The 25,422-nt window shown below is 47.1% G+C and carries 21 protein-coding genes; 15 read left to right on the forward strand and 6 right to left on the reverse strand.

Features of this window, described 5'->3' with window-relative positions; all coding sequences use genetic code 11:
• Positions 1-55 precede the first annotated feature (55 nt).
• From atpA to D3H65_RS26435, 3 genes are all read left to right on the forward strand, one after another.
• Positions 56-1,633, forward strand: a complete 1,578-nt coding sequence (atpA, locus tag D3H65_RS26425; protein WP_119053177.1) for a F0F1 ATP synthase subunit alpha — start codon at positions 56-58, stop codon at positions 1,631-1,633.
• A 375-nt stretch (positions 1,634-2,008) separates the two neighbouring features.
• Entirely contained in the window at positions 2,009-2,665 is a 657-nt protein-coding gene (locus D3H65_RS26430) for a T9SS type A sorting domain-containing protein (RefSeq protein ID WP_119053178.1), read from the forward strand.
• A gap of 482 nt (positions 2,666-3,147) precedes the next feature.
• Entirely contained in the window at positions 3,148-3,999 is an 852-nt protein-coding gene (locus D3H65_RS26435; protein ID WP_162915824.1) for a tetratricopeptide repeat protein, read from the forward strand.
• Positions 4,000-4,069: 70 nt separating this feature from the next.
• On the opposite strand, the gene mfd is transcribed toward D3H65_RS26435, so the two are convergent.
• Positions 4,070-7,570 carry a transcription-repair coupling factor gene (gene mfd, locus D3H65_RS26440; RefSeq protein WP_119053180.1) on the reverse strand — a complete coding sequence of 1,167 codons (3,501 nt, stop codon included), beginning with the start codon at positions 7,568-7,570 and terminating at the stop codon, positions 4,070-4,072.
• Positions 7,571-7,959: 389 nt separating this feature from the next.
• Here mfd and D3H65_RS26445 point away from each other — a divergent pair, with 389 nt between their 5' ends.
• Complete coding sequence (locus D3H65_RS26445; protein ID WP_119053181.1) at positions 7,960-8,718, forward strand: ferredoxin--NADP reductase; 759 nt, start codon at positions 7,960-7,962, stop codon at positions 8,716-8,718.
• 95 nt (positions 8,719-8,813) lie between these two features.
• Here the strand turns inward: D3H65_RS26445 and D3H65_RS26450 are convergent, their stop codons facing one another.
• Together D3H65_RS26450 and D3H65_RS26455 are read right to left on the reverse strand one after the other, a co-directional pair.
• Positions 8,814-9,134: a hypothetical protein gene (locus tag D3H65_RS26450; protein ID WP_119053182.1), complete on the reverse strand. Its 321-nt coding sequence runs from the start codon at positions 9,132-9,134 to the stop codon at positions 8,814-8,816.
• A 263-nt stretch (positions 9,135-9,397) separates the two neighbouring features.
• Entirely contained in the window at positions 9,398-10,837 is a 1,440-nt protein-coding gene (locus tag D3H65_RS26455) for a glycine--tRNA ligase (protein WP_119053183.1), read from the reverse strand.
• 192 nt (positions 10,838-11,029) lie between these two features.
• Here D3H65_RS26455 and D3H65_RS26465 point away from each other — a divergent pair, with 192 nt between their 5' ends.
• The gene (locus tag D3H65_RS26465; RefSeq protein ID WP_119053185.1) at positions 11,030-11,362 is read left to right on the forward strand and encodes a hypothetical protein; all 333 of its coding nucleotides are present in this window, start codon (positions 11,030-11,032) and stop codon (positions 11,360-11,362) included.
• 89 nt (positions 11,363-11,451) lie between these two features.
• On the opposite strand, the gene D3H65_RS26470 is transcribed toward D3H65_RS26465, so the two are convergent.
• The gene (locus D3H65_RS26470; RefSeq protein ID WP_245999595.1) at positions 11,452-11,784 is read right to left on the reverse strand and encodes a nucleotide pyrophosphohydrolase; all 333 of its coding nucleotides are present in this window, start codon (positions 11,782-11,784) and stop codon (positions 11,452-11,454) included.
• Positions 11,785-11,819: 35 nt separating this feature from the next.
• Positions 11,820-12,272, reverse strand: a complete 453-nt coding sequence (dtd, locus tag D3H65_RS26475) for a D-aminoacyl-tRNA deacylase (protein ID WP_119053186.1) — start codon at positions 12,270-12,272, stop codon at positions 11,820-11,822.
• 61 nt (positions 12,273-12,333) lie between these two features.
• Here dtd and arfB point away from each other — a divergent pair, with 61 nt between their 5' ends.
• From arfB to D3H65_RS26490, 3 genes are read left to right on the forward strand one after another with little or no spacing between them, the layout of a single operon-like run.
• On the forward strand, positions 12,334-12,744 hold the full coding sequence (arfB, locus tag D3H65_RS26480; protein WP_119053187.1) for an alternative ribosome rescue aminoacyl-tRNA hydrolase ArfB: 411 nt from the start codon (positions 12,334-12,336) through the stop codon (positions 12,742-12,744).
• A gap of 42 nt (positions 12,745-12,786) precedes the next feature.
• A complete protein-coding gene (locus D3H65_RS26485; RefSeq protein ID WP_162915825.1) occupies positions 12,787-13,566 on the forward strand; it encodes an MbnP family protein in 780 nt (259 codons plus the stop codon).
• Between the two features lie 2 nt (positions 13,567-13,568).
• Positions 13,569-14,612, forward strand: a complete 1,044-nt coding sequence (locus tag D3H65_RS26490; protein ID WP_119053189.1) for a cytochrome-c peroxidase — start codon at positions 13,569-13,571, stop codon at positions 14,610-14,612.
• 54 nt (positions 14,613-14,666) lie between these two features.
• Here the strand turns inward: D3H65_RS26490 and mce are convergent, their stop codons facing one another.
• On the reverse strand, positions 14,667-15,074 hold the full coding sequence (mce, locus tag D3H65_RS26495) for a methylmalonyl-CoA epimerase (RefSeq protein ID WP_119053190.1): 408 nt from the start codon (positions 15,072-15,074) through the stop codon (positions 14,667-14,669).
• Positions 15,075-15,182: 108 nt separating this feature from the next.
• Here mce and D3H65_RS26500 point away from each other — a divergent pair, with 108 nt between their 5' ends.
• The 7 genes from D3H65_RS26500 (at position 15,183) to D3H65_RS26530 (ending at position 25,400) form a co-directional block, all read left to right on the forward strand.
• Complete coding sequence (locus D3H65_RS26500; protein WP_119053191.1) at positions 15,183-16,352, forward strand: IscS subfamily cysteine desulfurase; 1,170 nt, start codon at positions 15,183-15,185, stop codon at positions 16,350-16,352.
• 727 nt (positions 16,353-17,079) lie between these two features.
• Positions 17,080-17,802, forward strand: coding sequence for a gliding motility-associated ABC transporter permease subunit GldF (gldF, locus tag D3H65_RS26505; protein ID WP_119053192.1), 723 nt, complete (start codon positions 17,080-17,082; stop codon positions 17,800-17,802).
• Positions 17,802-19,511 carry a gliding motility-associated ABC transporter substrate-binding protein GldG gene (gldG, locus tag D3H65_RS26510; protein WP_119053193.1) on the forward strand — a complete coding sequence of 570 codons (1,710 nt, stop codon included), beginning with the start codon at positions 17,802-17,804 and terminating at the stop codon, positions 19,509-19,511. The genes gldF and gldG overlap by 1 nt, the downstream gene beginning before the upstream one ends.
• A gap of 32 nt (positions 19,512-19,543) precedes the next feature.
• Complete coding sequence (locus D3H65_RS26515; RefSeq protein WP_119053194.1) at positions 19,544-20,506, forward strand: TerC/Alx family metal homeostasis membrane protein; 963 nt, start codon at positions 19,544-19,546, stop codon at positions 20,504-20,506.
• 1 nt (position 20,507) lies between these two features.
• Positions 20,508-23,006 carry a bifunctional UDP-N-acetylmuramoyl-tripeptide:D-alanyl-D-alanine ligase/alanine racemase gene (locus D3H65_RS26520; RefSeq protein WP_119053195.1) on the forward strand — a complete coding sequence of 833 codons (2,499 nt, stop codon included), beginning with the start codon at positions 20,508-20,510 and terminating at the stop codon, positions 23,004-23,006.
• A gap of 70 nt (positions 23,007-23,076) precedes the next feature.
• A complete protein-coding gene (locus tag D3H65_RS26525; protein WP_119053196.1) occupies positions 23,077-23,754 on the forward strand; it encodes a lipoprotein signal peptidase in 678 nt (225 codons plus the stop codon).
• Positions 23,755-23,882: 128 nt separating this feature from the next.
• A complete protein-coding gene (locus D3H65_RS26530; protein WP_119053197.1) occupies positions 23,883-25,400 on the forward strand; it encodes a hypothetical protein in 1,518 nt (505 codons plus the stop codon).
• Positions 25,401-25,422: the final 22 nt, after the last annotated feature.

The raw sequence follows: 25,422 nt of genomic DNA on the forward strand, positions 1-25,422 counted from the left end.
TATTGCTTACCCCTTACAGTATTAAAAACAAACAACAAACTATAAACAGTTAGATATGGTAGACATTAAGCCTGATGAAATATCAGCGATATTACGCCAACAGCTGAGCAACTTCAATGCGGAGGCCGATCTCGAAGAGGTAGGTACCGTACTGCAGGTGGGCGATGGTATTGCCCGTGTTTACGGGTTGAACAATGTAAGCTCCGGAGAATTGGTGGAGTTTGAGAATGGTGTACAAGCAATTGCCCTGAACCTGGAAGAAGACAATGTGGGTGTGGTATTGATGGGAGAAAGCGGTAATATCAAGGAAGGCGCTAAAGTTCGCCGTACGGGTAAGATCGCCTCTATCAATGTAGGTGAAGGTATGCTGGGTCGCGTGGTTAATACATTGGGCACACCTATCGATGGTAAAGGTCCGTTGGCCGGCGAAAAATATGAGATGCCCCTGGAGCGTAAAGCGCCTGGTGTTATCTTCCGTGAGCCGGTAAAGGAGCCTCTCCAAACAGGTTTGAAAGCGATTGATGCGATGATCCCTGTAGGCCGCGGACAACGTGAGCTGATCATTGGTGACCGCCAGACTGGTAAAACAGCTATCGCGATCGATACCATTATCAATCAGAAAGAGTTTTTTGAAGCCGGTAAGCCGGTATATTGTATATATGTGGCCATTGGACAAAAAGCGTCTACTATCGCTGGTGTGATGAAAACACTGGAAGATAATGGCGCGATGGCTTACACTACGATCGTAGCAGCTTCTGCTTCTGATCCCGCTCCTTTGCAATTCTATGCTCCGTTTGCCGGTGCTGCAATTGGTGAGTTCTTCCGTGATACCGGTCGTCCTGCACTGATCATTTATGATGATCTGTCCAAGCAGGCGGTAGCCTATCGTGAAGTGTCTCTGCTGTTGCGTCGTCCTCCAGGCCGCGAAGCATATCCTGGTGACGTATTCTACCTGCACAGCCGTTTATTGGAGCGTGCTGCCAAGGTGATCAATGATGATGGTGTGGCCAAGAACATGAATGACCTGCCTGATTCTATCAAGCACCTGGTAAAAGGTGGTGGTTCTCTGACGGCATTGCCCATCATTGAAACACAAGCGGGTGACGTATCTGCTTATATCCCTACCAACGTGATCTCGATCACCGACGGTCAGATCTTCCTGGAAGGTAACCTGTTTAACAGTGGTATCCGTCCTGCGATCAACGTGGGTATCTCCGTTAGCCGCGTAGGTGGTAACGCGCAGATCAAATCCATGAAGAAAGTAGCTGGTACGCTGAAACTTGACCAGGCGCTGTACCGTGAGATGGAAGCCTTCTCCAAATTTGGTGGTGACCTGGATGCTGCTACCAAGCTGGTATTGGATAAAGGCGCCCGTAACGTGGAGATCCTGAAACAACCTCAATACACTCCATTCAGTGTAGAAAAGCAAGTTGCTATCATCTACCTGGGTACACAAGGATTGCTGCGTGAAGTAGCCGTTAAACGTGTAAAAGAATTTGAAGAACACTTCCTGATGGAAATGGACAACAAATTACCAGATGTATTGGTGCAGTTCAAGAAAGGTAATCTGCCAGAAGACGGTATTAAGAAGATGGTTGCATTAGCCAAATCTTTAATGCCTCAGTACAAATAATCAGTTAGCTAATTATTAGCATAGAAAAGTCCCTTCGTATTTTAACGAAGGGGCTTTTTTTTATTGTTGTAAATCAATGCCTAACCGAAAAGTGATGGACATAAGTCAAAAAAAGTTGGTTCTGCCTATTGCATAAACCAAATTTTGTTTCAATCTTTGACCCACGATCAACGATAACGATCACGACAACGATCAAGTTCTCTCCTCCAATTCCGATACAAACCGTACCCAATCTCCCAGACAAACCGCATCTAGTTTCTTCCATCCAATTCCATTTTCATTTCTGAGTTTTATTCCAATTCTACGAAAACAACCGGTTCGTTTCCAACTCCTGTGGACTAATACATAGTTATTCCGTCCCCTAAAATATAAGTTATGAAAACGTACCAGTACCCAACTGCCAATGCTTTACCCATTATTATTCAACATATTTTCAAGTGGATTTTATTGCCACTGTTATTGTTAACCTGGTCATTGGGCAGCTTCTCCCAAAAGACGAACGCCAATAAAAAGATAGTATTAAACTGGAGTACACCAGTTGCCGCTAACTACAGTCACTTTGTGATTGAGCGTAGCCTGAACAATACAGATTTTTCAGAAGTCGGTTTGTTGTTTACCGGTGAAGATGAGCAGACAGGTGTGAGTCAGAGCTATAGTTTTTCGGATGATGTAAGGAATGTGCGGAAGGGTTTTATCTACTACCGCATTAACATGGTAGATATGAATGGAAAGATTCAGAAGTCGGCTACGCATACGGTATATACTTCTGAGCAACAACCAACACCGGTTATTAAAGTATCTCCTAACCCGGTATCGACTGACCTGCGTGTTACACTGCCACTGGCCTGGAAAGACAAATTTGTATCTATTGAATTGATGAATACCAGCGGCCAGGTAGTGAAGTATTCGCTGAACCAGCAATCACAGCTTACAGAAACTATCTCTGTGCGGGACTTAACTGAAGGCGCCTATGTGCTGCGGGTATCGAATGGCAAAGAGACGATCATACAACGGATCATTAAGTCGAAATAAACATATTCCATAAAGAGTTTAAAGGGTACGATCAACAAACGCCGTCCCGATTCCTCGGGATGGCTCTTTTAAACCTTTAACAACAATTTTTAGTGCGGGCCCAAGGGTTTTAGTGAGTTGACTTGTCTTAGTGAATAGGGCCGCTGTGAAGAATGAATATGTGTTACCACTCTGATTTGAAGTTATTTACATAAGAGTTTATTTTAAAGGGTACGATCAACAAACGCCGTCCCGATTCTTCGGGATGGCTCTTTTAAAACTGCCACAGCGATCAAGGGCAGTAATGAAACCCAAACCAACCGCTTATTAAAATATTAACGTTTTTTAAAGGGTACGATCAACAAACGGCCAGGCTTTTCTAAGCCAGGCCTTATTTTTGCAGCACTATGCAGCTGATCAACAGACTTTTCTTCGTCCTATTGTTATTGTCTCCGGCTTTTTCATTTGCCTGTGCTAATGAATATCTCCTTACCGAACTGCCCATGAGCGGTAATAAAATCAATCTGGCTGAACTGCTAAATGGGAACAAAGGGTCTTATGGTTATTGGCACCACGGTTTCTTTGATCCTTCATTGGAAATGCGCAAAGATTCTTTGAAGAAGGTTGGATTGGATAAGCTGGATTATAAAGGGCTATCCGATTATGCGGTGCTTGAGTTAAAGATCGGTGACAGGAAAAAGGCGCTTGAGCTAATGGAACAATTGTACGCGAAGTATCCCCAGGAATATAATATTGTAGCCAACCTTGGCACTGCTTATGAAGTAACCGGGAATAATGAGAAGGCGCTTGAACTGCTAAAGAAAGCGGTAGCTATTAATCCACGCTCGCATCATGGATCTGAATGGATTCATATAGGTATACTTGAACAGAAACTTGCCGGTAAGGAATATGATCAGGTCATTAACCTGGGCATAAAGGATTTCCCGCAATGGCTGAATGATAAGAGCTATGTATTTACGCGGCCTGCTGATTCATTGAAAATACAGATCGCTTACCAGTTGCACGAGCGGATTGGGTTTATTGATGCGCCTGATAGTGTGATCGGGCAACTGGTGTTAGACTTTGCTGATATGGTAGCGAAAACGGAAACAAAGGATACAGCTGTTGCTTTTTATGACTATGCCTTGAAATATAGCCCTTCTCTTCAACCGGCCATTGCAGCACGCAAAGCATTCCTGCAGGAAGAAAAGAAAACGGTACAGAATACTTTCCGTTGGGCCAGTGTAGTATGGGCCATTCCTTTGCTGTCCTTTTTCCTGATCCTGTTTGCGTGGTTGAAGACGATCAGGAGGCAGAGAAAACAGCGTATACAGAATACAGGAAACAGAATATAGAAGAGGGGGAGCTCGTCCCGATAGTTATCGGGAGGTAAGCCCGAAAGCGTGAAAGTTGCTGAGTGGATTATTATTGGTTAACCGGTTTTTCGGTTTCAGACTTCACGAAGTTGCGCATCCTGCTCAGGAATTGCGTTAAGGTTTGCATATCCTTTATTTTATCGGCAATCAGGAGGAATAGCTTGCCGGTTTGCTTCAGCTTCGCATTGTTGGTATACTTCTGTATATAGGTAAGTATCTCGCGGAAGGTATCGGATTCAAAGTAGGGTGAATCTGCTTTGTTGATGAAGAAGCATTTGAGGGTTTCATCGCGCAGCAGCATCTTTTCAAAGCCCAGTTCTACGGCCAGTTTACGACTACGCACGGTATCAAACAGGTCCTCTACCTGCTTGGGAATAGGACCGAAACGGTCCTGCAGTTCCTGTGCAAACTCCTGCAGGGCTGCCTCATCTTCGCAATTGTCGAGGCGGGTGTATAAGGACAGTCTTTCTGTAATGCTTTCTACATAAGTATCGGGGATCAGGATCTCGAGGTCGGTATCGATGGTACAATCCTGCACATAATCTTCCTGCTTGGATATCTCTTCTTTGAAGAGGGCCCTGAACTCTGTACGCTTCAATTCTTTGATGGCTTCATCCAGGATCTTCTGATACATCTCAAAGCCAATCTCGGCCATGAACCCGCTTTGCTCACCGCCCAGCATGTTTCCTGCGCCCCGGATATCCAGGTCGCGCATGGCTATCTGGAAACCGCTGCCCAGTTCACTGTGTTGCTCCAGGGTTTGTAAGCGTTTCCTCGAATCATCGGGCAGGGTACTGACGGGCGGGGCCATCAGGTAACAGAAGGCTTTTTTATTGCTTCTGCCCACACGGCCACGCAACTGGTGAAGATCACTCAGGCCAAACTGGTGGGCATTGTTGATGATGATGGTATTAACGTTGGCAATGTCCACACCACTCTCCACGATATTGGTACACACAAGCACATCATATTTCTTATCAATGAAATCCAGGATGCGCTCTTCGAGGTCGTGGCCTTCCATTTGTCCATGGGCGGTACCAATGCTGAGATCTGGACATAATCCCTGGATGAGACCGGCCATTTCGCTGAGGCCGAGCACCCGGTTATGGATAAAGAATACCTGGCCGCCACGTTCGGTCTCAAAGTAGATGGCATCGCGGATAGCATCTTCGTTGAATACCATCACTTCTGTTTGGATGGGCTGGCGGTTGGGTGGCGGAGTATTGATAATGCTCAGGTCTCTTGCGCCCATTAAGCTGAACTGCAAGGTGCGCGGAATAGGTGTGGCAGTGAGGGTAAGGCAGTCTACATTGGTGCGCAGGGTCTTGATCTTTTCCTTGTGGGCCACGCCAAACTTCTGCTCTTCATCAATAACCAGCAAGCCAAGGTCCTTGAACTTGACTTCCTTGCCCAGGATGCCATGTGTACCAATGATGATGTCGACCTTACCTTCTTCCAGGCGTTTGAGTGTTTCCTTCTTCTCTTTGGACGATTTGAACCGGTTGATGTAGTCAACGGTTACAGGGAAATCCTTTAAGCGCTCTTTGAATGTTTTGTAATGCTGGAAAGCCAGAATGGTAGTAGGTACCAATACAGCAGCCTGCTTACCATCGCAGCAAGTCTTAAAGGCTGCCCGCACGGCGATCTCTGTTTTGCCAAAGCCTACATCTCCACATACCAGCCTGTCCATGGGAGAGGGCTGTTCCATATCCTTCTTCACATCGGCTGAAGCCTTGCTTTGATCGGGTGTATCCTCGTAAATGAAGGAGGCTTCCAGCTCGGTTTGCATGTAATTGTCGGGGGTATGCTGAAAGCCCTGCTGCGCTTTGCGCTGCGCGTATAACTTGATGAGGTCGAAGGCGATCTCCTTGACCTTTACCTTGGTCTTTTCCTTTAGTTTATTCCAGGCATCGCTGCCCAGTTTGTTTACCTTGGGTATGGTGCCTTCCTTGCCGGTGTACTTGGATATTTTGTGCAGTGAATTGATGTTCACATACAGGATATCGCTGTCCTTATAGAGAATGCGCACGGCTTCCTGGAGCTTGCCATTCACATCTATTTTCTGTAACCCGCTGTAGGTACCCACACCATGGTCTATGTGGGTAACATAGTCTCCTGGTTGTAATTCCCGGAGGGTACGTAAGGTGAGGGCTTTATTTTTATTGTAGGCCTGCTTTACCTTGTACTTGTGGTACCGCTGAAATATCTGGTGATCGGTATAGCAAACTACTTTAAGGTCTTCTTCTATAAAACCCTGGTGAATGGAGGTTGGGACGGGGGTGAACTGGATCTCGGCCTTCAGGTCTTCGAAAATACTGTTGAGCCTTTCCAGTTGCCGTGGGTTCTCTGCAAAAAGATAAAGACCAAAACCTTTGGCGGCCCATTGTTTGAGGTCCCTGATCAGCATATCAAACTGGCGGTTGAAGGCCGGCTGATCTTTGGTATTGAAAAGTATGGTGAAAGCCTCGTCCCCGTTAAAGAAGGGGAAGGTAGACTCGTGACCAAACTCTATGAGGTGACGCTTTTGTAATTGTAATTCCAGCATATCGGCTGGCACAAAGTCGTCGGTCTTAATATTGACTTTTACTAACCTTGTTTCTTCTTCGTCATCCTGAAACTTATTCCTGGCGTCCCTGCCCTTGGCGGTGGCTGCTGCGCTTGCAGCGGCTGCGGCTGCTGCGGCATCCTGCTGGAGGTTGAGGAAGAGGCCAAGGTCTTCTTCCTGGGTAATGAGCTTTTCTTTGGTGAGTGCCCAATCCTGCATCCATACGATGGTATTATCGGGCAGGAAGTCGAACAGGGATGTTTTCTCATCGCTGTCGAATTGGGTCTCCACGTTGGGAATAATGGTTACGGAAAGTAGCTTCCGCTCGCTTAACTGTGTTTCCGGATCAAAGATGCGGATAGAGTCTACATCATTACCGAAGAGCTCTACGCGGTAGGGCTTTTCATTGCCAAAAGAATAGATATCGAGGATGCCGCCCCGCAGTGCAAACTGACCGGGTTCGTACACAAAATCGGTGCGTTGGAAACCGTAGCCTACCATTTGTTCCATCAGGCCATCCACGTTGATGGAGTCGCCTGATTTGAGGTAGATGATATTGCCGGAGAGTGAATCGGGCAATACTACTTTTTCATACAATGCTTCGGGGTAGGTGACCAGCAAACCTGTACGGCTGCCTTTTCCTGCGGCCTGTGCGGCGAAGCGGGTGAGGGCTTCTGTGCGCAACATGACATGGGAGGAGTTGAGCAGCCGGAAGTTCTTCCTGTTCTTAAACGAAGAGGGGAAGAAATAGACATTGAGGGCGCTGGTAAGGTTCTCCAGTGAATTGTGGAGATAGGCAGCGGCTTCGGCATCTTCGCAGATCACTACATGATTTTGCTGACTGCAGGAAGGGTGCTGGAAAATGGTGCTGATAACAAAAGCTGATGCGCTTCCGCGGAGGTGGCTGCAGTAAATATGTTGTGGTTTGGCAAAAGAGAGCCTGTCCGCCAGTTGAAAAAGGCGGGGGTTATTCTTGTAAGTATCCAACAACGACTGCAAATTCATATCAACGGGCGCAAAGATACGAAAAAGCAGGGAGTGTACGAAGCGTGGAAGGAAGTGGGGTGGGAGGCGTCGGGGGCATAGGATGATGCGATCGATTAGGACAGCGGGATATTGCTAAATCATTATAGCAATTGATTGAAATCAAGGGAGTTGGGGCTTACGGTATAGTCGCCAGAAACCGAAAAATAGTAATGCACCAAAGTGGAAATAAAAATAATCTGATTGGTGCTGAAGCATAGAAAAATGGGCTACATTAGCACCCGACTCGATTGCTTGCCATTAAGGCACTTGCAGGAGCGGCTTCCCAGCTGCTCCTTTTTCTTTGTATCCTGTCTGGCCGCGGGCTGATAATAAGAGTGGTTTTTTGTATATTTAAGAAAACACATCCAATGTTACAACCCTGGCGTACTGGTAAGGTTATACGCATTACCGATGAAACGGCTAGCACTAAACGTTTCTGGATACAGGTGCCTGAACTGGAGTCTTTTGATTTTACGCCCGGCCAGTTTGTAACACTGGATCTGCCGATACACGAGAAGCCCAATAAGCGGTGGCGTAGTTATTCCATTGCCTCCTGGCCTGATGGAACGAATGTATTTGAACTGGTGATCGTGTTGCTGGAAGGTGGTGCCGGTACGCACTATCTGTTCAATGAAATAAAGGAGGGATCTGAACTGACGCTGCGTGGTCCGCAGGGTGTATTTGTATTGCCGGATCCGGTAGACCGGGATCTTTTCTTCATATGTACGGGAACAGGGGTGGCTCCTTTTCGCTCGATGAGCTATCATATCCTGAATCAACAAGTGCCGCACCAAACGATCTACCTGGTTTTTGGTTGCCGGAAGTTTGGTGATGCGTTGTATGGAGCCGAGTTGAGGGACCTGGAAACGAAGGTGTCCAGTTTCCGGTATATTCCTACTTTCTCGCGTGAAGAACCGGGAGAACATTGTACAGGGTATGTACATAAGGTATATGAAAGTATCTGCACTGAAAACAAACTTCCTTCTGCGGAGAACCCGGATTTGCTGGTGCCCAAGCCGGCTTATTTCTATTTATGCGGGTGGAAAGATATGATCGATGAGGCCAAGCAGCGCATACAGGGGCTGGGCTATGATAAAAAATCGATACACCAGGAGTTGTATGGCTAGTAAATGATTGCGGGGGTAGTACCGGTCATGGATAATATACATGATTACCTATTGTGAAACAGGTATTCGTGGGAGCCCGTAAGATATAAGAGGTATTAGTGCTGCGTTCCGCTTCCGGTTTGTTGAGCAATTTTCCGCTTGGAAATATCCTGCAGCTTGGAACTACCGGCATCATCCTTAGTGGTCATAGGAATAACCGGGATGTGCAATTCCTTTAGCTTTTGTTCAATAATGGCTTTTTCTTTTTGGAGATCAAGGATGTCAGCGTGGTTGCTGAGCATTTCATTTTCTAACTCCAGCACTTTCTTTTTCAGTTTCTTGATCTGGGCTCTTTTAATGATAAGGCCTGTCAGGAAGGCTACTAGAATGATACCGCCAAACAGGTAAATGTTCACAGGAATAATGATTGCAAGCATAGATAGCTTTTAAGGGTAAAGAACCTCTGGTTTTGAAATGCCAGCATTCCTTTATAGGGGCACTTACCTTTTGATACACAGGCACAATTGACCTATGTCAAAAAGGCAGACATCCTATAACGGATAGCCAGTTAAATTATTATCAGTCTACTAATCAAATGTGCCTAACGTGGGTTGGGGTTTTCAAAAGGACTTGATGATCTAAAAAGGAGGAGGTCTTTCAGGAATTAACTTTTAAGCCAAGTTGCAACTCAAATGTATAATTAATTAATCTGTTTTTGAACTATTTCCATGATTTTATTTAGCGGGATACGTTCCTGCTGCATAGTATCGCGGTAACGGATAGTGACGGTATTGTCTTCCTTCGTTTGGTGGTCTACTGTTACGCAAAAGGGGGTACCAAGGGCGTCCATGCGGCGGTAACGCTTGCCAATGGTATCTTTCTCTTCATAAAAGCAGTAAAACTGTGATTTACACTCATCCATGATCTGCCTGGCGATCTCCGGTAATCCGTCTTTCTTGGTAAGAGGGAGTATTGCCAGCTTTATGGGCGCCAGTTTGGGCGGGAATTTCAGTACCACCCGGCTATCCTGTTTTTCTGGCGTACTCAGGTCTTCCTCGGTATATGCTTCGCTCAGGATCAGCAATATGGTCCTGTCCAGGCCGATAGAAGTCTCGATCACATAAGGAATATAGTTCTGGTTGATCTCAGTATCAAAGTATTGCAGCTTCTTTTTGCTGAATTTCTGGTGCTGGCTAAGGTCAAAATCACCCCGGGAGTGAATACCTTCTACTTCTTTAAAACCAATGGGGAACTCATATTCAATATCACAGGCAGCTTTGGCATAATGCGCCAGCTTTACGTGGTCGTGGTAGCGGTATTTTTCTGGTGATATACCCAGGCTGAGGTGCCATTTCAGGCGCTCTTCCTTCCAGTAGGCATACCATTGGTCTTCTGTGCCAGGGCGGATAAAGAACTGCATTTCCATCTGTTCAAACTCGCGCATACGGAACACGAACTGGCGGGCTACGATCTCATTACGGAAAGCCTTACCTACCTGTGCAATACCAAAAGGTATCTTCATACGGCCGGTTTTCTGCACATTGAGGAAGTTGACAAAGATTCCCTGGGCGGTTTCGGGTCGCAGGTAGATCTCATTGGCGTCTTCTGCCACGCTGCCCAGCTGGGTAGAGAACATGAGGTTGAACTGGCGTACTTCGGTCCAGTTGGAAGTGCCGCTAATGGAGCATTTTATCTTGTTGTCTTCTATGAGGAGTTTGAGTCCGGCCATATCATCTTTGGCCAGGAGGGCTTCCATGGCAGCGATCAGGGCGTCGGCTTCTTCTTTCTTTCCTTCTTTTTCCAGGGCTTCGGCATGGCCTTCTATGAGGTGGTCAACGCGGTAGCGTTTCTTGCTATCCTTGTTGTCGATCATAGGATCGCTGAAATTGTCTACGTGGCCGCTGGCTTTCCAGGTGGTGGGGTGCATGAAAATGGCTGCATCAATACCTACAATGTTCTCATGCATTTGTGTCATGCTCTTCCACCAATAGTCGCGGATATTTTTCTTCAGCTCACTGCCCCACTGGCCATAATCGTATACGGCGCTCAATCCATCATAGATCTCGCTGGAAGGGAAAATAAAGCCGTACTCTTTACAATGCGAAATGATCGCCTGAAACTTGTTGGTATCTGTTGCCATGGCGGCAAAGATAAGCCCGGGTAATATTATCTGTCTCAATGGCTTAAAAAAATATAAAGCTTGCAATTTTTTCGCACCTGTGGATGACTTTGGCGGGCAAATAGCTGGTTTCCAAAGGCGGATACTTGAAATTATTCAGCTATTGCGGGAACTGGTCCCCGCTAGTATATTTATAGCATCTAAATCCACCCCATGACAAACGTTGAAACGATCCGACTTGAAATTGACAAGCAAATTGCTGCGGGCTTTACGGCTGATGAGATCAGGAGTAACCTGCTTTCGCAGCAACATCACCCCGACGATGTGACAGCTGCCTTCAAACAGACCAATGTAGCGGCCAGGGCCAAATCCTCTTCCGGCATTGGGGTAGCCTCGGTACTGATCTCGATTTATTTTATTTTTAGCGGCATCATGAAAATGAGCAAGTATCCTTCCGGTAGTATCTCTTATACTTTTGGTATAGTGATGCTGGTGGTGGGTATTGGTGGATTGATCTATAAATTGGTAGAAATATCCAGGCGCTAAAAAGCTCTGTACATATCGTCTCAAAAAAGAGACCCTGCCGGAGTGCTCAGGTGTGAGTTACTGCGGCAGGGTTATGCTTTGGATGATGTTTATTTCAGCTTATCATTATTAATATGCCGGTCGGCATCGCGGACATTCTTTTTCTCGAAATTCTTTTGCAGGGCATCGGTGAGGTTGACGCCGGTTTGATTGGCCAGGCAAATGAGGACCCACAATACATCGGCCATTTCATCGGCAATATTCTTATTCTTATCGCTTTCCTTAAATGACTGCTCGCCATAAGTGCGTACCAGTAGTCGGGAGAGTTCGCCCACTTCCTCTACTAGGATACCCAGGTTGGTGAGCTCATTAAAATAACGCACTCCCACGGTTTTGATCCATTGGTCTACCTGTTGCTGGGCCTCGTTCAATGTTATTTCCATATTACAGATTTTACTATTTTTTGCAGGCAGGGTTACTATTCCTTGTTTTTGGTATCAATGACGATCGTTACGGGGCCATCATTGAGAAGGCTCACTTTCATATCGGCTCCAAATTCGCCGGTGCCAATGGGTTTGCCCAGGTCCTTTTCCAGCTGGGCCACCATTTTTTCATACAGGGGAATGGCCACCTCGGGTTTGCTGGCGCGGATATAGGAGGGGCGGTTGCCTTTTTTGGTGGCTGCATGGAGGGTAAACTGGCTTACGAGTATGATATCGCCGCCATTTTCTTTTACGGATACGTTCATCACTCCCTGCTCATCATTAAAAATGCGGAGGTTGACGATCTTGTTGCTAAGCCATTCTATGTCTTCGGAGGTATCGGCATCCTCCATTCCTACCAATACCAACAAACCATTTCCAATGGACGCGCGTATTATAGTATGGATAGTGACACTGGCCTGGCTGACGCGTTGTATAACTGCCCGCATAATTGTAGGTTAGTGTGTAAATTTATAGGAAGATTGGTCAACCGGCAAATGCCTGTGTATTATGAATAAGATCGATATAACAAAGGAAATTCTCTTCAGGACCGCCCGCAGTGGCGGTAAAGGGGGGCAAAACGTGAATAAGGTAGAATCGATGGTGGAAGGTTATTTCAACATTGGTAACTCATTGGCGCTGAATGAAGAGCAAAAGGAAATCTTGTACAGGAAGTTGGCGTCAAAAGTAAATTCGGAAGGATTTTTGCAAGTGAAGAGCCAGGTGCACCGGTCGCAACTGGAAAACAAAGGGGAAGTGGTAGAAAAGATGCATGTTTTGATAGAGCAGGCGCTGAAAAAGGAGAAAAAACGTGTAGCTACCAAGCCTTCCAAAGCTTCCCGGGAAAAGCGGCTGGAGTCCAAAAAGAAGCAGTCGGGCAATAAACAAAACCGGCAAAAGATCCGTCCTATTGATCATTAACCTAAACCCGTGTTCATGCAAGTGCGTCTACAATTCCCAGCCATGCTTACTAAAATAATGATCCTTGCTATTCTTTTGGCAGGCGTTATTTCCTGTCAGAAGGAATTGAAATTCGATCCGGTAGATGAGCCGGATCACAATATAGTGCTGCGTTTTAAGCCGGTGGTGCAATTCGATTCGGTGGAGATGAAGTTTGACACGGTTACTTACAAGAACTTCTTCAAAGAAGCCTTTACAGTTAAGGCGTTTAAGTTTTACATCCATGGTATTGAATTCATCAATACGGATTCTAATAAGACCTATCCGATAGGGAATGAAAAGTACTTCCTGGTTGACTTTGCCGATTCGAACTCCATCAAACTGAAGCTGACGGTATTACCGTACAAATACAACCGCATTGCCTTTACGCTGGGTGTTGACAGCGCCCTGAATGTTAGCGGTGCCCAAACGGATGCGCTCGATCCTGCCAAGGGGATGTTCTGGACCTGGAATACGGGTTATATCATGGCCAAACTGGAAGGCACATCACCGGTTTCTACGGCACCTTCGAAGATGTTTGAATACCATATCGGAGGCTTTAAACAGGCAGAAAGCGTGATAAAAAGGGTAACTTTATTGTTCCCGTTTGGTGAGAATGTAGATATGAAATCGGGTAAGACCACGGAGATCAATGTAACGGCCGACGCATACGACTGGTTCAACAGTCCGCATGATATCAAGATAAGCGCCAATGCTGCGGTGATGACGCCGGGCGTATTGGCGCAGCAGATAGCGGAGAACTATTCTAAAATGTTTACGGTGGTAGAGATCATTAATGACTAACTGTGACCATAAGATGGACTATACGTATTGCCCTTTTTCTGATACTGGGAACGGTATGGATACAGGCATGTAAGAAGTCGAATGGTGGCAGCAATGGTCCTACACCTATTTCCTTTCAGATCCCTGCCGGATTTCCCGCACCCCAATATGCATTTACTTCCAATCCACTAACAGCGGAAGGATTTGAACTGGGCAGGAAACTGTTTTATGATGGCCGCCTTTCGAAGGATGGCAATTTTCCCTGTGCTTCCTGTCACCAGCAATTTGCAGCTTTTGCTACTTATGACCACAACCTGAGTCATGGGTTTGATAACCAGTTTACGTTGCGCAATGCGCCGCCCTTGTTCAATGTGGTGTGGCAGAAACAAACGCACTGGGATGGGGGTATTAATAACCTGGAAGTGCAGCCCCTGGCGCCGCTTACGGCACCCAATGAAATGGCGGAAGACATCAATAACGTGATCAGCAAACTGAACCAGGATGCTACTTATAAGCAATTATTCAAAGCGGCTTATGGTGATGAAACGATCAATAGTCAGCGGATGCTGCTGGCGCTCACGCAGTTTGTAGGATCGCTGGTGTCGGCTGACTCAAAGTATGACCGGGTGAAGAAAGGCACGGCGAGTTTTACGCCGCAGGAGCAATTGGGGTATACGCTTTTCCAGGCCAAATGTACCAGCTGTCATACAGAGCCGCTGTTTACAGACAACAGTTTTCGCAATACGGGCCTGGCTGTAGATCCTACGATCAATGACAAAGGCCGGATGCGCATCACGAATAACCGTGCGGACTCTCTCAAATTCAAAGTGCCCAGCCTGCGCAATGTGGCGGTTACTTTCCCTTATGGTCATGATGGGCGCTTTATTTCGATCAACCAGGCATTGGAGCATTACAACAGTGGGGTACAGGTAAGTGCTACGGTAGATCCGCTGGTAAAGAATGGTATTCCGCTCAGTGCAAACGATAAGGTTTACCTGCAGTTGTTCCTGCGTACGTTAACAGATTCTGTATTTATTAAAGATCCGCGGTTTGGGCCGCCGGAGTAAAGATGGCGGTGGTGAATCGGCAGTCGGCAATCGACAATCCTTTGCTTTGTTCACTCAAGATTCATGGCGCTCCATACATAATTCAATCAATACGCTATTCGTGCCTTTGGGGTGCAGGAAGCAGATGAGTTTATTATCGGCGCCGGCTTTGGGCGTTTCGTTGAGCAATACAAATCCTTCAGCCTGCAGTCTTTTCATTTCGGCTTCAATATCGGCTACTTCGAAAGCAATGTGGTGGATGCCTTCGCCTTTCTTTTCTATGAACCTGGCAATGACGCCCTGGGAATCGGTACTTTCCAGCAATTCTATCTTGGTGTCGCCCTGGCGGAAGAAGGCGGTGGTGACCTGTTCGCTGTTGACGGCTTCGGTTTTATAGCATTCGGTATTCAGCAGCTTTTCAAACAGGGGGATGGACTGTGTGAGGTCTTTCACGGCAATGCCGATGTGTTCTACTTTAAGCATAGGTTCATTTGAAGTAAGTCAAAGATACCGGCTAAAGGTCGAAAAGGGCGATAAAACCCGGTTGGGAGTAATAAAACCAATTCAGGTAAATTTGTGTTAGATAATTATATGTCCAACCTTCCCATATACCTTGATTATAATGCTACCACGCCCTGCGATCCGCAGGTAGTGGAAACGATGCTGCCGTATTTTACCACGCAATTTGGCAATGCGGCCAGCCGACAGCATGCACTGGGCTGGCAGGCAGAGGAAGCGGTGGATTATGCCCGCCAGCAGGTAGCAGCCCTGGTAGGGGCCGATGCTACAGAGATCATCTTTACCTCGGGGGCTACAGAAAGCAATAACCTGGCGCTGAAGGGGGCGGTGGAAATGTATGCCGGGAAGGGCAACCATATTATCACCTGCGTTACGGAACACAAGGCGGTACTGGATGCCTGCAAGCATTTGGAAAAGCAAGGGGTGGCTGTCACTTACCTGCCGGTGGATGAAAAGGGGTTGATCGACCTTGGACAACTGGAAGCGGCTATCCTTCCTGCTACCATCCTTATCGCCATCATGTATGCCAATAATGAAACGGGGGTAATCCAACCGGTGCAGGCTATTGGCCGGATTGCCAAACAACACAACGTATTGTTTTTTACTGATGCTACGCAGGCGGTAGGCAAAATACCGGTGCAGGTGATGACAGATGAAATCGACATCATGAGTTTTTCTGCCCATAAACTATATGGCCCCAAAGGGGTAGGTGCTTTGTATGTACGCCGCAAGAATCCCCGGGTGCGGCTGACGGCGCAAATAGATGGCGGTGGTCATGAACGTGGATTGCGCAGCGGCACGCTCAATGTGCCAGGCATTGCCGGATTGGGCAAGGCGGCAGAGCTGTGCCGGCTGCAACTGGCAGCAGAAGGCCAGCGATTGAGCCAACTGCGCGACAAACTGGAAGGGGCATTATTAGAACTGGGCGGGGTATCTGTCAATGGTGACCGTGAGCACCGCTTGCCCCATGTTACGAACCTCGCTTTTCAATATATAGAAGGCAATGCCCTGATGCTCGGCTTCAACAAGCATATAGCCGTGGCTACGGGCTCTGCCTGTACTTCTGCGTCCATGGAGCCCAGCTTTGTACTCAAAGCACTGGGACTGGCCGATGAGTTGGCCCGCAGCTCCCTGCGCTTCAGCCTGGGGCGCTTTACCACAGAAGAAGAGATCGATTACACGATCCAAAAAGTATCTGAAACGGTGCAAACCCTCCGCAAGCTGCACCCACTTAATTCCTGATAACAGCAACAGCCCGGTTCCGGTGCTTTGGGTTGGAAATCGACCCAAACAGGCACCTGTATAATTATTTTAGTCTACTGGAAGAGCCACCGGAAGGCCGTTTCCCCAGTGATACTTGCACTGGAATAGCCTGGTAATTGCACTGATATAGCCTTGCCAGTGCAATTCGGACTATTTACGGGTAGTTGTATGCAGCAGTATAATAAGCTGATCCTCAGTATAATTACAGCATATTGGACGTTGATGCACAAAAAGCCAGTGCAATTACTACCCTTTTTGGAGGCGTGTTTTTAAGGCGCATTAAATTGAAAATCAGTAATAAATAAGGAGGAAGTGCGCGTCCGGGAGTAGTGTTTTGTACCTGTTTGGTAGGGAGATGTACCTGTTTGGGTAGGGGAATCTACCTGTCTTCTACGGAGCTGGGTCCCGATGGAGTCTCGATAAGGTCCCGATAAGGTCTCGAAAAGGTCTCGATAAGCTCTCTGTAATTTTAAGTGGGAAAACGATCTAAACGCAAAAACTCTCCGTGAGGAGAGCTTTGCTGCAGTAGGTTATGGTTATCTGTGTAAAATATTTATATGGCTAATCCGTTTATAATCACGGACAGTTAAACAATAGGTAGTGGATTTTTGAAAAGGGAGAAAGCGAATTTAGGGAAATCCTTTGTTCATTCCTCACTATCGTTGACATTTCTTTTATATACCCATAATCCCTTATTTTCGTACGCATGTGGCCTGTTTGTAAAAAAGAGTTTCGTCAGTTCTTCAGCAGCCTGACAGGGTATATTGCCATTGTGGTATTTCTCCTTTTGAATGGATTGTTCCTTTTTGTATTTCCAGATACCAATATCCTTGATTTTGGTTATGCTACACTTGATAAATTTTTCGAATTAGCGCCCTGGATATTGTTGTTGCTGATACCTGCCATTACCATGCGCAGCTTTGCCGATGAGTTTAAAGGGGGCACTTTTGAGATCTTACAGACGAAACCGCTCAGCCGCTGGCAGGTGGTAGGGGGCAAATATTTTGGCTCACTGCTGGTAGTGCTCATTGCCTTGCTGCCTACGCTCATTTATATCTTCACCATCCTCCAATTATCAGAAACGGGTAGTATTGACACCGGGGCCATAATGGGGTCCTATATCGGCCTTATTTTCCTGGTAGGGGCATTTGTGGCCATTGGCATCTGCTGCAGCAGTTTTACCAACAATGCGGTGGTGGCCTTTATCGTCAGCGCTTTTATGTGTTTTATCCTTTATAGTGGTTTTAATGCCATTAGCCGTATTCCCGCGCTTCAGGCCGGGGCTGATTATTATGTAGAAATGGCGGGCATCGACTTCCATTACCGCAGCGTAAGCCGTGGGGTGGTGGACAGCCGGGATATAATTTATTTTCTAAGTATAATTGGCTTCTTTTTGGTGTTTACAGGCAGGAATTTATTGAAACGATAATGAAAAAACTATTTGCTTCAAAATATTGGTGGGTCCCGGTGTTGATCGTGCTGGTGGGTATTAATTACCTCGCCTCGCAGGCCCACTTTCGCATTGATCTCACGCAGGAAAAACGGTACACGCTTTCGGCTCCCACTAAAAAGATGTTGCGGGAACTGGGCGACCAGGTAACTGTTACGGTATTGCTGGATGGTGAAATGCCAGCCGGTTTCAAAAGGCTGGCCAACAGCGCCCGGGAATTGTTGCAGGAGTTTAAGGAAACGGGAAAAGCGAATGTTCAATTCAGGTTTCAACGGCCAGGGGTAGATCCGGCCGATTCTACCAGCGCCTTTTCCATGGATTCGCTGATGCGTATGGGCCTGAAACCGACCAATGTGCGGGTAAAAGCCAAAGAGGGAGAGGGGGAAGAACAGCGTTATCTCTTTCCGGGTGCACTGGTGAGTTATCACGACCGGGTAATACCGGTTGATTTTCTCCAAAGTACAAAAGCTACGGACGGCGATCCGTTCAGTACGCTGAACAATGCAGAAGCATTGCTGGAATTCAAACTGGCGCATGCCATTCAAAAGATAACGGCTGAAACGGTGCCTGCCGTGGGCTACCTGTTGGGTAATGGGGAACCTTTAACTTATAATGTATATGACCTTGTAGAACGCACCCTCAAGCTCAATTACGGTTTTGGGTTTGTGCCCATTGACAGTGTGAACGTGATCCCGCAGGAGTTCAATGCGCTGGTGATCATGAAGCCCACGATACGATTTACAGAAGCGCAGAAGCTTAAATTAGACCAATACATTATGCATGGCGGAAAAGTGATCTGGCTGATCGATAAACTGGATGCCAGCCTGGACAGCCTGATGCGTAAAAAGAGTGATTTTGTAGCTTTTGACTTTGGGCTGAACCTCGACGACCTGTTGTTCCGGTACGGGGTACGCATCAATCCCGACCTGGTACAGGACCTGCAGTGTGACCGGCTGCCGCTGGTAGTAGGTAATATGGGTGATAAACCGCAGATGGAACTGCAATCCTGGCCCTATTTCCCTTTGCTGGCCTCTTACAGTGGTCACCCCATTGCAAAGAATATGGACCTGGTGTTGTCTATGTTTCCCAATTCAATCGATACGGTCAAAGCGACGGGGGTGCATAAAACGGTGCTGCTGGCCAGTTCGGCCAATTCGCGATCGCTGAGTACGCCTGCCATTGTATCGCTCAACAGTCTGAAGACGGAAGAGGATGTAAAAACGTTCAATAAGGTCAATATACCGGTGGCTGTGCTACTGGAAGGAAAGTTCTCTTCCCTGTTTACCAACCGGCTGTCGCAGGCTTCTATGGACACGCTGGCGGGGCTATACAAGCAGCCTTTCCGGGCAGCGCCTGTACAGGACAATAAAATGATCGTTATAGCGGATGGCGATATTGCTTCGAATATAGTGACGCAAACCCAGGGGCCGCTGGCCATGGGGTACAACCAGTTTACCAATTATCAATACGCCAATAAAGATTTTATCCTCAATTGTATTGAATACCTCGTGAATCCCTCCGGTATTTTAGAAACAAGGGCTAAGGATTATACGCTACGCCTCCTGGACCCCGGAAAAGTAGAGGCGGAAAAGACCCAATGGCAGCTGATCAACATTGCGGTACCGGTTTTGCTGGTAATAGCCTTTGGGTTTGTATACCAGGCACTAAGAAAGCGGAAATACCAGTAGCCCCCTATCTTTGCTGCCATTAATTGATAAGCATGACAAGGGATCAGATCACTTACCTGGTTTTTGGGATCGTACTCGTATTGGCTATTGTCATAGACCTGGGTCTTTTCAGTAAGCGTTCTACGCATGTATCGCTTAAGAAGGCTTTCTGGGTAAGTGTGTTTTGGGTGGCGCTGGGCTTGAGCTTTGGCGTTTTTATCTGGTTTGAGCTGGGCAAGGATATGGCGCTGGAATATGTAAGCGCTTACCTCATGGAGAAAAGCCTGAGTATTGATAACATCTTCGTGTTTATTCTGCTATTTAATTTCTTCTATGTAAAAGAGGATTACTATGCCCGGGTATTGCTTATTGGTATCCTGATGGCCATCGTGTTCAGGGTGCTGTTCATTACAGTGGGAGTAGGGCTGGTAAATCAGTTTCATTGGATATTGTACATCTTCGGCGCCTTCCTGATCTGGACGGGTTATAAAATGTTTACGCATGACAATAAGGTAGATTATAATCCGGCAGATAGTCCGGTGTACAGATGGCTGCGAAAGATCCTACCCATTACGATGGAGGATCATGGTGGCCGCTATATCGTAAAGGTGGATGGCAAACGGGTCTATACTTCGCTTTTTGTAGTGGTGATCATGCTGGCTACTACGGATATTGTATTTGCGGTAGACTCGATCCCTGCAGTAATGGGTATATCTACGCACATCCTGGTGATCTATACCAGTAATATATTTGCTATCCTGGGCCTTCGCTCGCTTTTCTTTTTACTGAAGGGCGCGGTAGATAAGTTCAGTCACCTGCAACAGGGTATTGCTTTTGTGCTCATTTTTATTGGCCTGAAGATGCTGGTTGAGATCTTCCATATCAAGGTGCCAGTATATGTATCGCTGCTGGTGATATTGGTAAGTATCGCAGCTTCGATGGTGTACTCGGTAGCTGCGGCCAACCGGGCAAAAAATGACAATCATGATGCAGGGCATAACAGGGATCTACACTAACATGAAGTATTATATTGAAGATATTGCTCCAATCGTTAAAGGCACACTGCTACAGCAGCAGAAGAATGTCTTTATTGAACATCTGTTGACAGATAGCCGGAAGTTGATCTTTCCTGCTACCTCTTTGTTCTTTGCCATCAAAGGCCCCCGGCGTGATGGTCATGGTTTTCTGGAGGCGCTGTATGAAAAGGGGGTGAGGAATTTTGTGGTGAGTGATGTGGTGGAGGTAACCAATATACCGGAGGCCAATATCATACAGGTGAAGGACGTGCTGCAGGCTTTGCAATTACTGGCAGCACATCACCGCAAGCAGTTTTCTATTCCGGTGATCGGTATTACGGGCAGCAATGGTAAAACGATCGTGAAAGAATGGCTGAACCAGCTGCTGGATGATCAATACACGATCATCCGCAGCCCACGCAGCTACAACTCACAAATAGGCGTGCCGCTGAGTGTATGGCCCATGAATGAAACGCATGAGCTGGGTATTTTTGAGGCCGGCATCTCGCAAAGCGGAGAGATGGAACGGCTGCAAAAGATCATTCAGCCAACGATTGGCATCTTTACGAATATCGGAGAGGCGCATAGTGAAGGGTTTCTAAACCTGCGGCAGAAGGTGAATGAGAAGCTGCGGCTGTTTACGCATGTAAAGACAATGGTCTATTGTAAGGATGCGCCGGAGATCAATGAGGGGGTAGCCACGCTATGGCAGCAATTCAACAAAGGCGGCAAAGGCAGTTTTGATATATTCAACTGGAGTACGGTTACGGAAGCTACGCTGCAGGTGCTCACCATTTATAAGGAAGGTGGTACTACCCTGATCACGGCCTTGTACAAAGAGCAAACGATTGGTATTACGATCCCTTTTACGGATGATGCTTCTGTGGAGAATGCCATTCATTGCTGGTGTGTGCTGTTGCAGCTGGAAGTAAAACCCCGCATCATTGCGCAAAAAATGCTGCAACTGGCACCAGTGGCCATGCGGCTGGAATTGAAGAAGGGGGTCAACAATTGTTCTATCATCAATGACAGTTATAGTGCGGACCTCAGCTCTTTCAATATTGCGCTGGACTTTTTGTCGCAGCAGCGGCAGCATGTGAGAAAGACGGTGATCCTGTCGGACATCCTGCAAAGCGGGCGCAATGAAAAGGAATTGTACAAGGAAGTGGCGCAGGCGCTGTCGCAGCGCGGGGTGAGCCGGTTGATCGGCATTGGTGAAAAGATGATCCTGCACCAGGGTATTTTCCGGCTGGCGCCTATTCCTGAACTGGCGTTTTATCCCTCGGTAGAATCCTTTAAACATGATTTTCATCACCTCGTTTTTCGCGATGAGACGATCCTGCTGAAAGGGGCCCGGGTATTTGAACTGGAACAAATTGACCGGCTGCTTGAACAAAAGGTGCATCAAACGGTATTGGAAATAGACCTGAATGCATTGGCGCATAACCTGCGTCAATACCAGCAATTGCTGAAACCTGCCACTAAACTGATGGCGATGGTGAAAGCTTTTTCCTATGGCAGCGGCAGCTATGAAATAGCCAATGCCTTACAATTTCATAAGGTAGATTACCTGGCGGTAGCTTATGCGGATGAAGGGGTGGAATTGCGCAGGGGAGGCATCAACCTGCCCATCATGGTGATGAATGCGGATGAAACGACCTTTGATGTACTGGTGCAATATAACCTGGAACCCGATCTGTATTCGCCGGGTCTCCTGCAGGCGTTTGAAGCATTCCTGAAAGGGGAGGGTATACGTCAGTTTCCGGTGCATATTGAGTTGGAGACGGGTATGAACCGGTTAGGTTTTTCGCCGGCAGAATTGCCGGTATTGCTGGAAGCGCTGAAGGGAGATACGTTTACGGTGAAAAGTGTATTCAGTCACCTGGCGGCCAGTGAAGAAAAGCAACATGATGCCTTTACGGAGCAGCAGGCGGCTATATTTCATACGATGGTGAAGCAATTGCAGGCGGTGATCGCCTATCCGTTCCTGCGGCATATTGACAATACAGCAGGCATTGCCCGGCATCCGGACCTTCAGTTGGATATGGTGCGGCTGGGTATTGGGCTGTATGGCATTGACAGCGGGAATACGCATAAGCTTGAATTGAAAGAAGTGTCTACGCTTATTGCCACCATTGCCCAGATCAAGCATTTGAAAGCGGGGGAAACGGTGAGTTATGGCCGTAAGGGTGTAGTGAGCCGGAATACCACGGTAGCGACGGTACGTATCGGTTATGCAGACGGGTATCCGCGCAACCTCAGTAATGGGATCGGTAAAATGTGGGTGAAAGGAATGCTGGCGCCGGTAATTGGAACGGTATGTATGGATATGGTAATGATTGATATTACGGATATTCCGCATGTGCAGGAGGGTGATGAGGTGGTGTTGTTTGGAAGGGAACTGCCTGTAAGCCAGGTAGCGCACTGGGCGCAAACGATCCCTTATGAAATGCTGACGGGTATCTCACAGCGGGTAAAAAGGGTGTATTTTGAGGAGTAAAAACGTCCTTTTTTGGCTAGGGAACTCCAGGGCGAATGCATTATCTTTGAAAACTAAAAATTTTTGTACGGTGAAGAGCAGAACGGTCGCTTTAATAATTATAGGTATCATAGCTGTGGACCAGATATTGAAGATCTGGGTAAAGACCTCTATGAATTATGGTGAGCAAATACCACTGCTTGGCAGATGGTTCCGCCTTTTCTTCATTGAGAACGAAGGCATGGCCTGGGGCTGGAAGTTTGGTGGCGAATGGGGCAAGCTGGCGCTTACCTTGTTCAGGCTGGTAGCCGTAGTTTTTGGCGTGTTTTACATCCGTAGCATTGTACGCAAAAAATATCACCGTGGGTTTATTATCTGTGTGGCGATGATCTTTGCCGGCGCCCTGGGCAACCTGCTCGACAGTATGTTCTATGGCATGATTTTTTCGGAGAGTGTAGATGGAAGCAAGCTTGCTACCATGTTCCCTCCTGGCGGAGGTTATGCTAGTTTTTTACATGGCAGGGTTGTGGATATGCTCTATGTACCCATCATTGAAAACAAAACACTGCCTACCTGGATTCCTTTCTGGGGCGGTGAAAGATTTACGTTTTTTTCTCCCATATTTAATATAGCTGATGCATCTATTTCAGTAGGTGTTATTGTCATACTTTTGTTTCAGCGTCGCTTCTTTAAAAAACATCCCCACGAAGAACCACGATCCACTGTGGAAACCAACTCTCCGGTCAATGATACCGTACAGGTATTATAAATAGGTTCAAGACAGGCAATTTCAGATAGCTGCATGTTATTTCCGGCAATGCAAGGGGAAGACGTTCGTATGTAGGATATCTCTGGCCGGGTGTCAATGGTCTTTTATTGACTATTAAACCCGTGGATATGAATCAAATACAACGAATTGGATTGTTACTGGCTGTAGTGGCCGGTGTGGTGGTGTCTTCCTGCAAGAAAGAGAAAAGCCTGGAAAATGGTGGTAGCGGCCCCCTGGGGCCGGAAGCCTGGGAGTTTAAAGAAGGCGCCACTTTCAAAGGTCCCATAGACACGGCTTATTACAGTTCACTGGGCGGCGTTACCTCCCTCGTGCTGGAAGGTGTTTCGACTGACCAGAAAGATGATTTTTACCTGGAGATCATTGGCGCCAATCTCACCGCCGGTACTTATAGCACACCCACGGTCGTTTTTGAATATTATTCCAACGGCACGCTCCTGTACAACAATGATCCCGTGGCCATCAATAAATTCTCTGTTACCATCACCAAAATTGACGCCTCGGGTGTTTCGGGCACCTTTTCCGGTGAGGTAAAGGATACGTCCGGGAATGTGAAGACCATTACAGATGGTAAGTTCAGCGGGAAATTTAATACGGTGCCCCCACCCCCTTCGGGCAGCGGGCAGCTGATGCTTTGGGCCCAGCAGGGTTGTTCCGGTACTCCCATGGTGGTGATCGTCAACGGACAAAAAGATACCATTACGACCTTCCAGCCATCCGCTCCCTCCTGTGGTACGGCGGGCACGGCCTTTTATACCCTGCCGGCCGGCGATTATACCTGGAAAGCTGTTTGTGCCGGTACTACAGATACGGTTTCGGGCAATGTATCGGTAACAGCCGGCAGCTGTACGGCGAAGGAGATCAATATGAATGCCGCTCCCGGTATAACTACCTGTAAGTTGAGCAACCTGGCCAGTTATGAGTTGGGCAACGGCGCCAGGATCAGTGCTATCACGAGCTTTTTTAATGCACAGAACCAGGTAACGAAAACACAGTTGCTGGACAGTTCTTCCCAAACGACCGGGACGCTGGAGAATGAATTTAATTTCACCTATACGGCTTCACGGATCAATGTGGATGCGAAGCAGTATTTCGACCTGGAGCCGGGTGGTCGTATCAACCAGTTCCATGGTTTTGCTGATCCAACGGTTGATACTTCGCTGGCAGTGATCATTACCTATACTTATGATGCCAATGGTTACCTGTCGAAAGCCTCATTGGCGCTGGATGTATTTCCTACGCAACCGGTATTTGTGTACACGTATACCTGGGCAGGGGGTAACCTGACCAAGGTGACCATCGACATTATCGGCGGAGAAAAATCGGTGATCGATTATCAATATGATCTTACGAAGGCTGCAAAAGGTTTCCTTTCCTTCCATACCAATCCGGAGATACTCCTGTTTCAGAATGCGATCAATTTTGGCAAGAACTCGGCGAATGTGCCCACCAAATCAACCTGGACAGATTATGATGACAAAGGGGCGGTCATTGGAGCGCCTGTTGTATCGAACTTCACCAATTATGTGTATGACATTAACGGTTATGTCAAGAGCTTCGATATAACCGGCGACGGATCAGTGTATGGGTCGGAGATCAGGCATGTACTTTCTTATAAATGTTTTTAGAACAGCCAGCTTCGAGCTGTGA

It is taken from the genome of Paraflavitalea soli (genome assembly GCF_003555545.1).
Lineage (GTDB): Bacteria > Bacteroidota > Bacteroidia > Chitinophagales > Chitinophagaceae > Paraflavitalea > Paraflavitalea soli.

Coding starts and splice junctions, on each gene's coding strand:
- atpA (WP_119053177.1), top strand. CDS start 56: ATGGTAGACATTAAGCCTGATGAAATATCAGCGATATTACGCCAACAG.
- D3H65_RS26430 (WP_119053178.1), top strand. CDS start 2,009: ATGAAAACGTACCAGTACCCAACTGCCAATGCTTTACCCATTATTATT.
- D3H65_RS26435 (WP_162915824.1), top strand. CDS start 3,148: ATGAGCGGTAATAAAATCAATCTGGCTGAACTGCTAAATGGGAACAAA.
- mfd (WP_119053180.1), bottom strand. CDS start 7,570: ATGAATTTGCAGTCGTTGTTGGATACTTACAAGAATAACCCCCGCCTT.
- D3H65_RS26445 (WP_119053181.1), top strand. CDS start 7,960: ATGTTACAACCCTGGCGTACTGGTAAGGTTATACGCATTACCGATGAA.
- D3H65_RS26450 (WP_119053182.1), bottom strand. CDS start 9,134: ATGCTTGCAATCATTATTCCTGTGAACATTTACCTGTTTGGCGGTATC.
- D3H65_RS26455 (WP_119053183.1), bottom strand. CDS start 10,837: ATGGCAACAGATACCAACAAGTTTCAGGCGATCATTTCGCATTGTAAA.
- D3H65_RS26465 (WP_119053185.1), top strand. CDS start 11,030: ATGACAAACGTTGAAACGATCCGACTTGAAATTGACAAGCAAATTGCT.
- D3H65_RS26470 (WP_245999595.1), bottom strand. CDS start 11,784: ATGGAAATAACATTGAACGAGGCCCAGCAACAGGTAGACCAATGGATC.
- dtd (WP_119053186.1), bottom strand. CDS start 12,272: ATGCGGGCAGTTATACAACGCGTCAGCCAGGCCAGTGTCACTATCCAT.
- arfB (WP_119053187.1), top strand. CDS start 12,334: ATGAATAAGATCGATATAACAAAGGAAATTCTCTTCAGGACCGCCCGC.
- D3H65_RS26485 (WP_162915825.1), top strand. CDS start 12,787: ATGCTTACTAAAATAATGATCCTTGCTATTCTTTTGGCAGGCGTTATT.
- mce (WP_119053190.1), bottom strand. CDS start 15,074: ATGCTTAAAGTAGAACACATCGGCATTGCCGTGAAAGACCTCACACAG.
- D3H65_RS26500 (WP_119053191.1), top strand. CDS start 15,183: ATGTCCAACCTTCCCATATACCTTGATTATAATGCTACCACGCCCTGC.
- gldF (WP_119053192.1), top strand. CDS start 17,080: ATGTGGCCTGTTTGTAAAAAAGAGTTTCGTCAGTTCTTCAGCAGCCTG.
- gldG (WP_119053193.1), top strand. CDS start 17,802: ATGAAAAAACTATTTGCTTCAAAATATTGGTGGGTCCCGGTGTTGATC.
- D3H65_RS26515 (WP_119053194.1), top strand. CDS start 19,544: ATGACAAGGGATCAGATCACTTACCTGGTTTTTGGGATCGTACTCGTA.
- D3H65_RS26520 (WP_119053195.1), top strand. CDS start 20,508: ATGAAGTATTATATTGAAGATATTGCTCCAATCGTTAAAGGCACACTG.
- D3H65_RS26530 (WP_119053197.1), top strand. CDS start 23,883: ATGAATCAAATACAACGAATTGGATTGTTACTGGCTGTAGTGGCCGGT.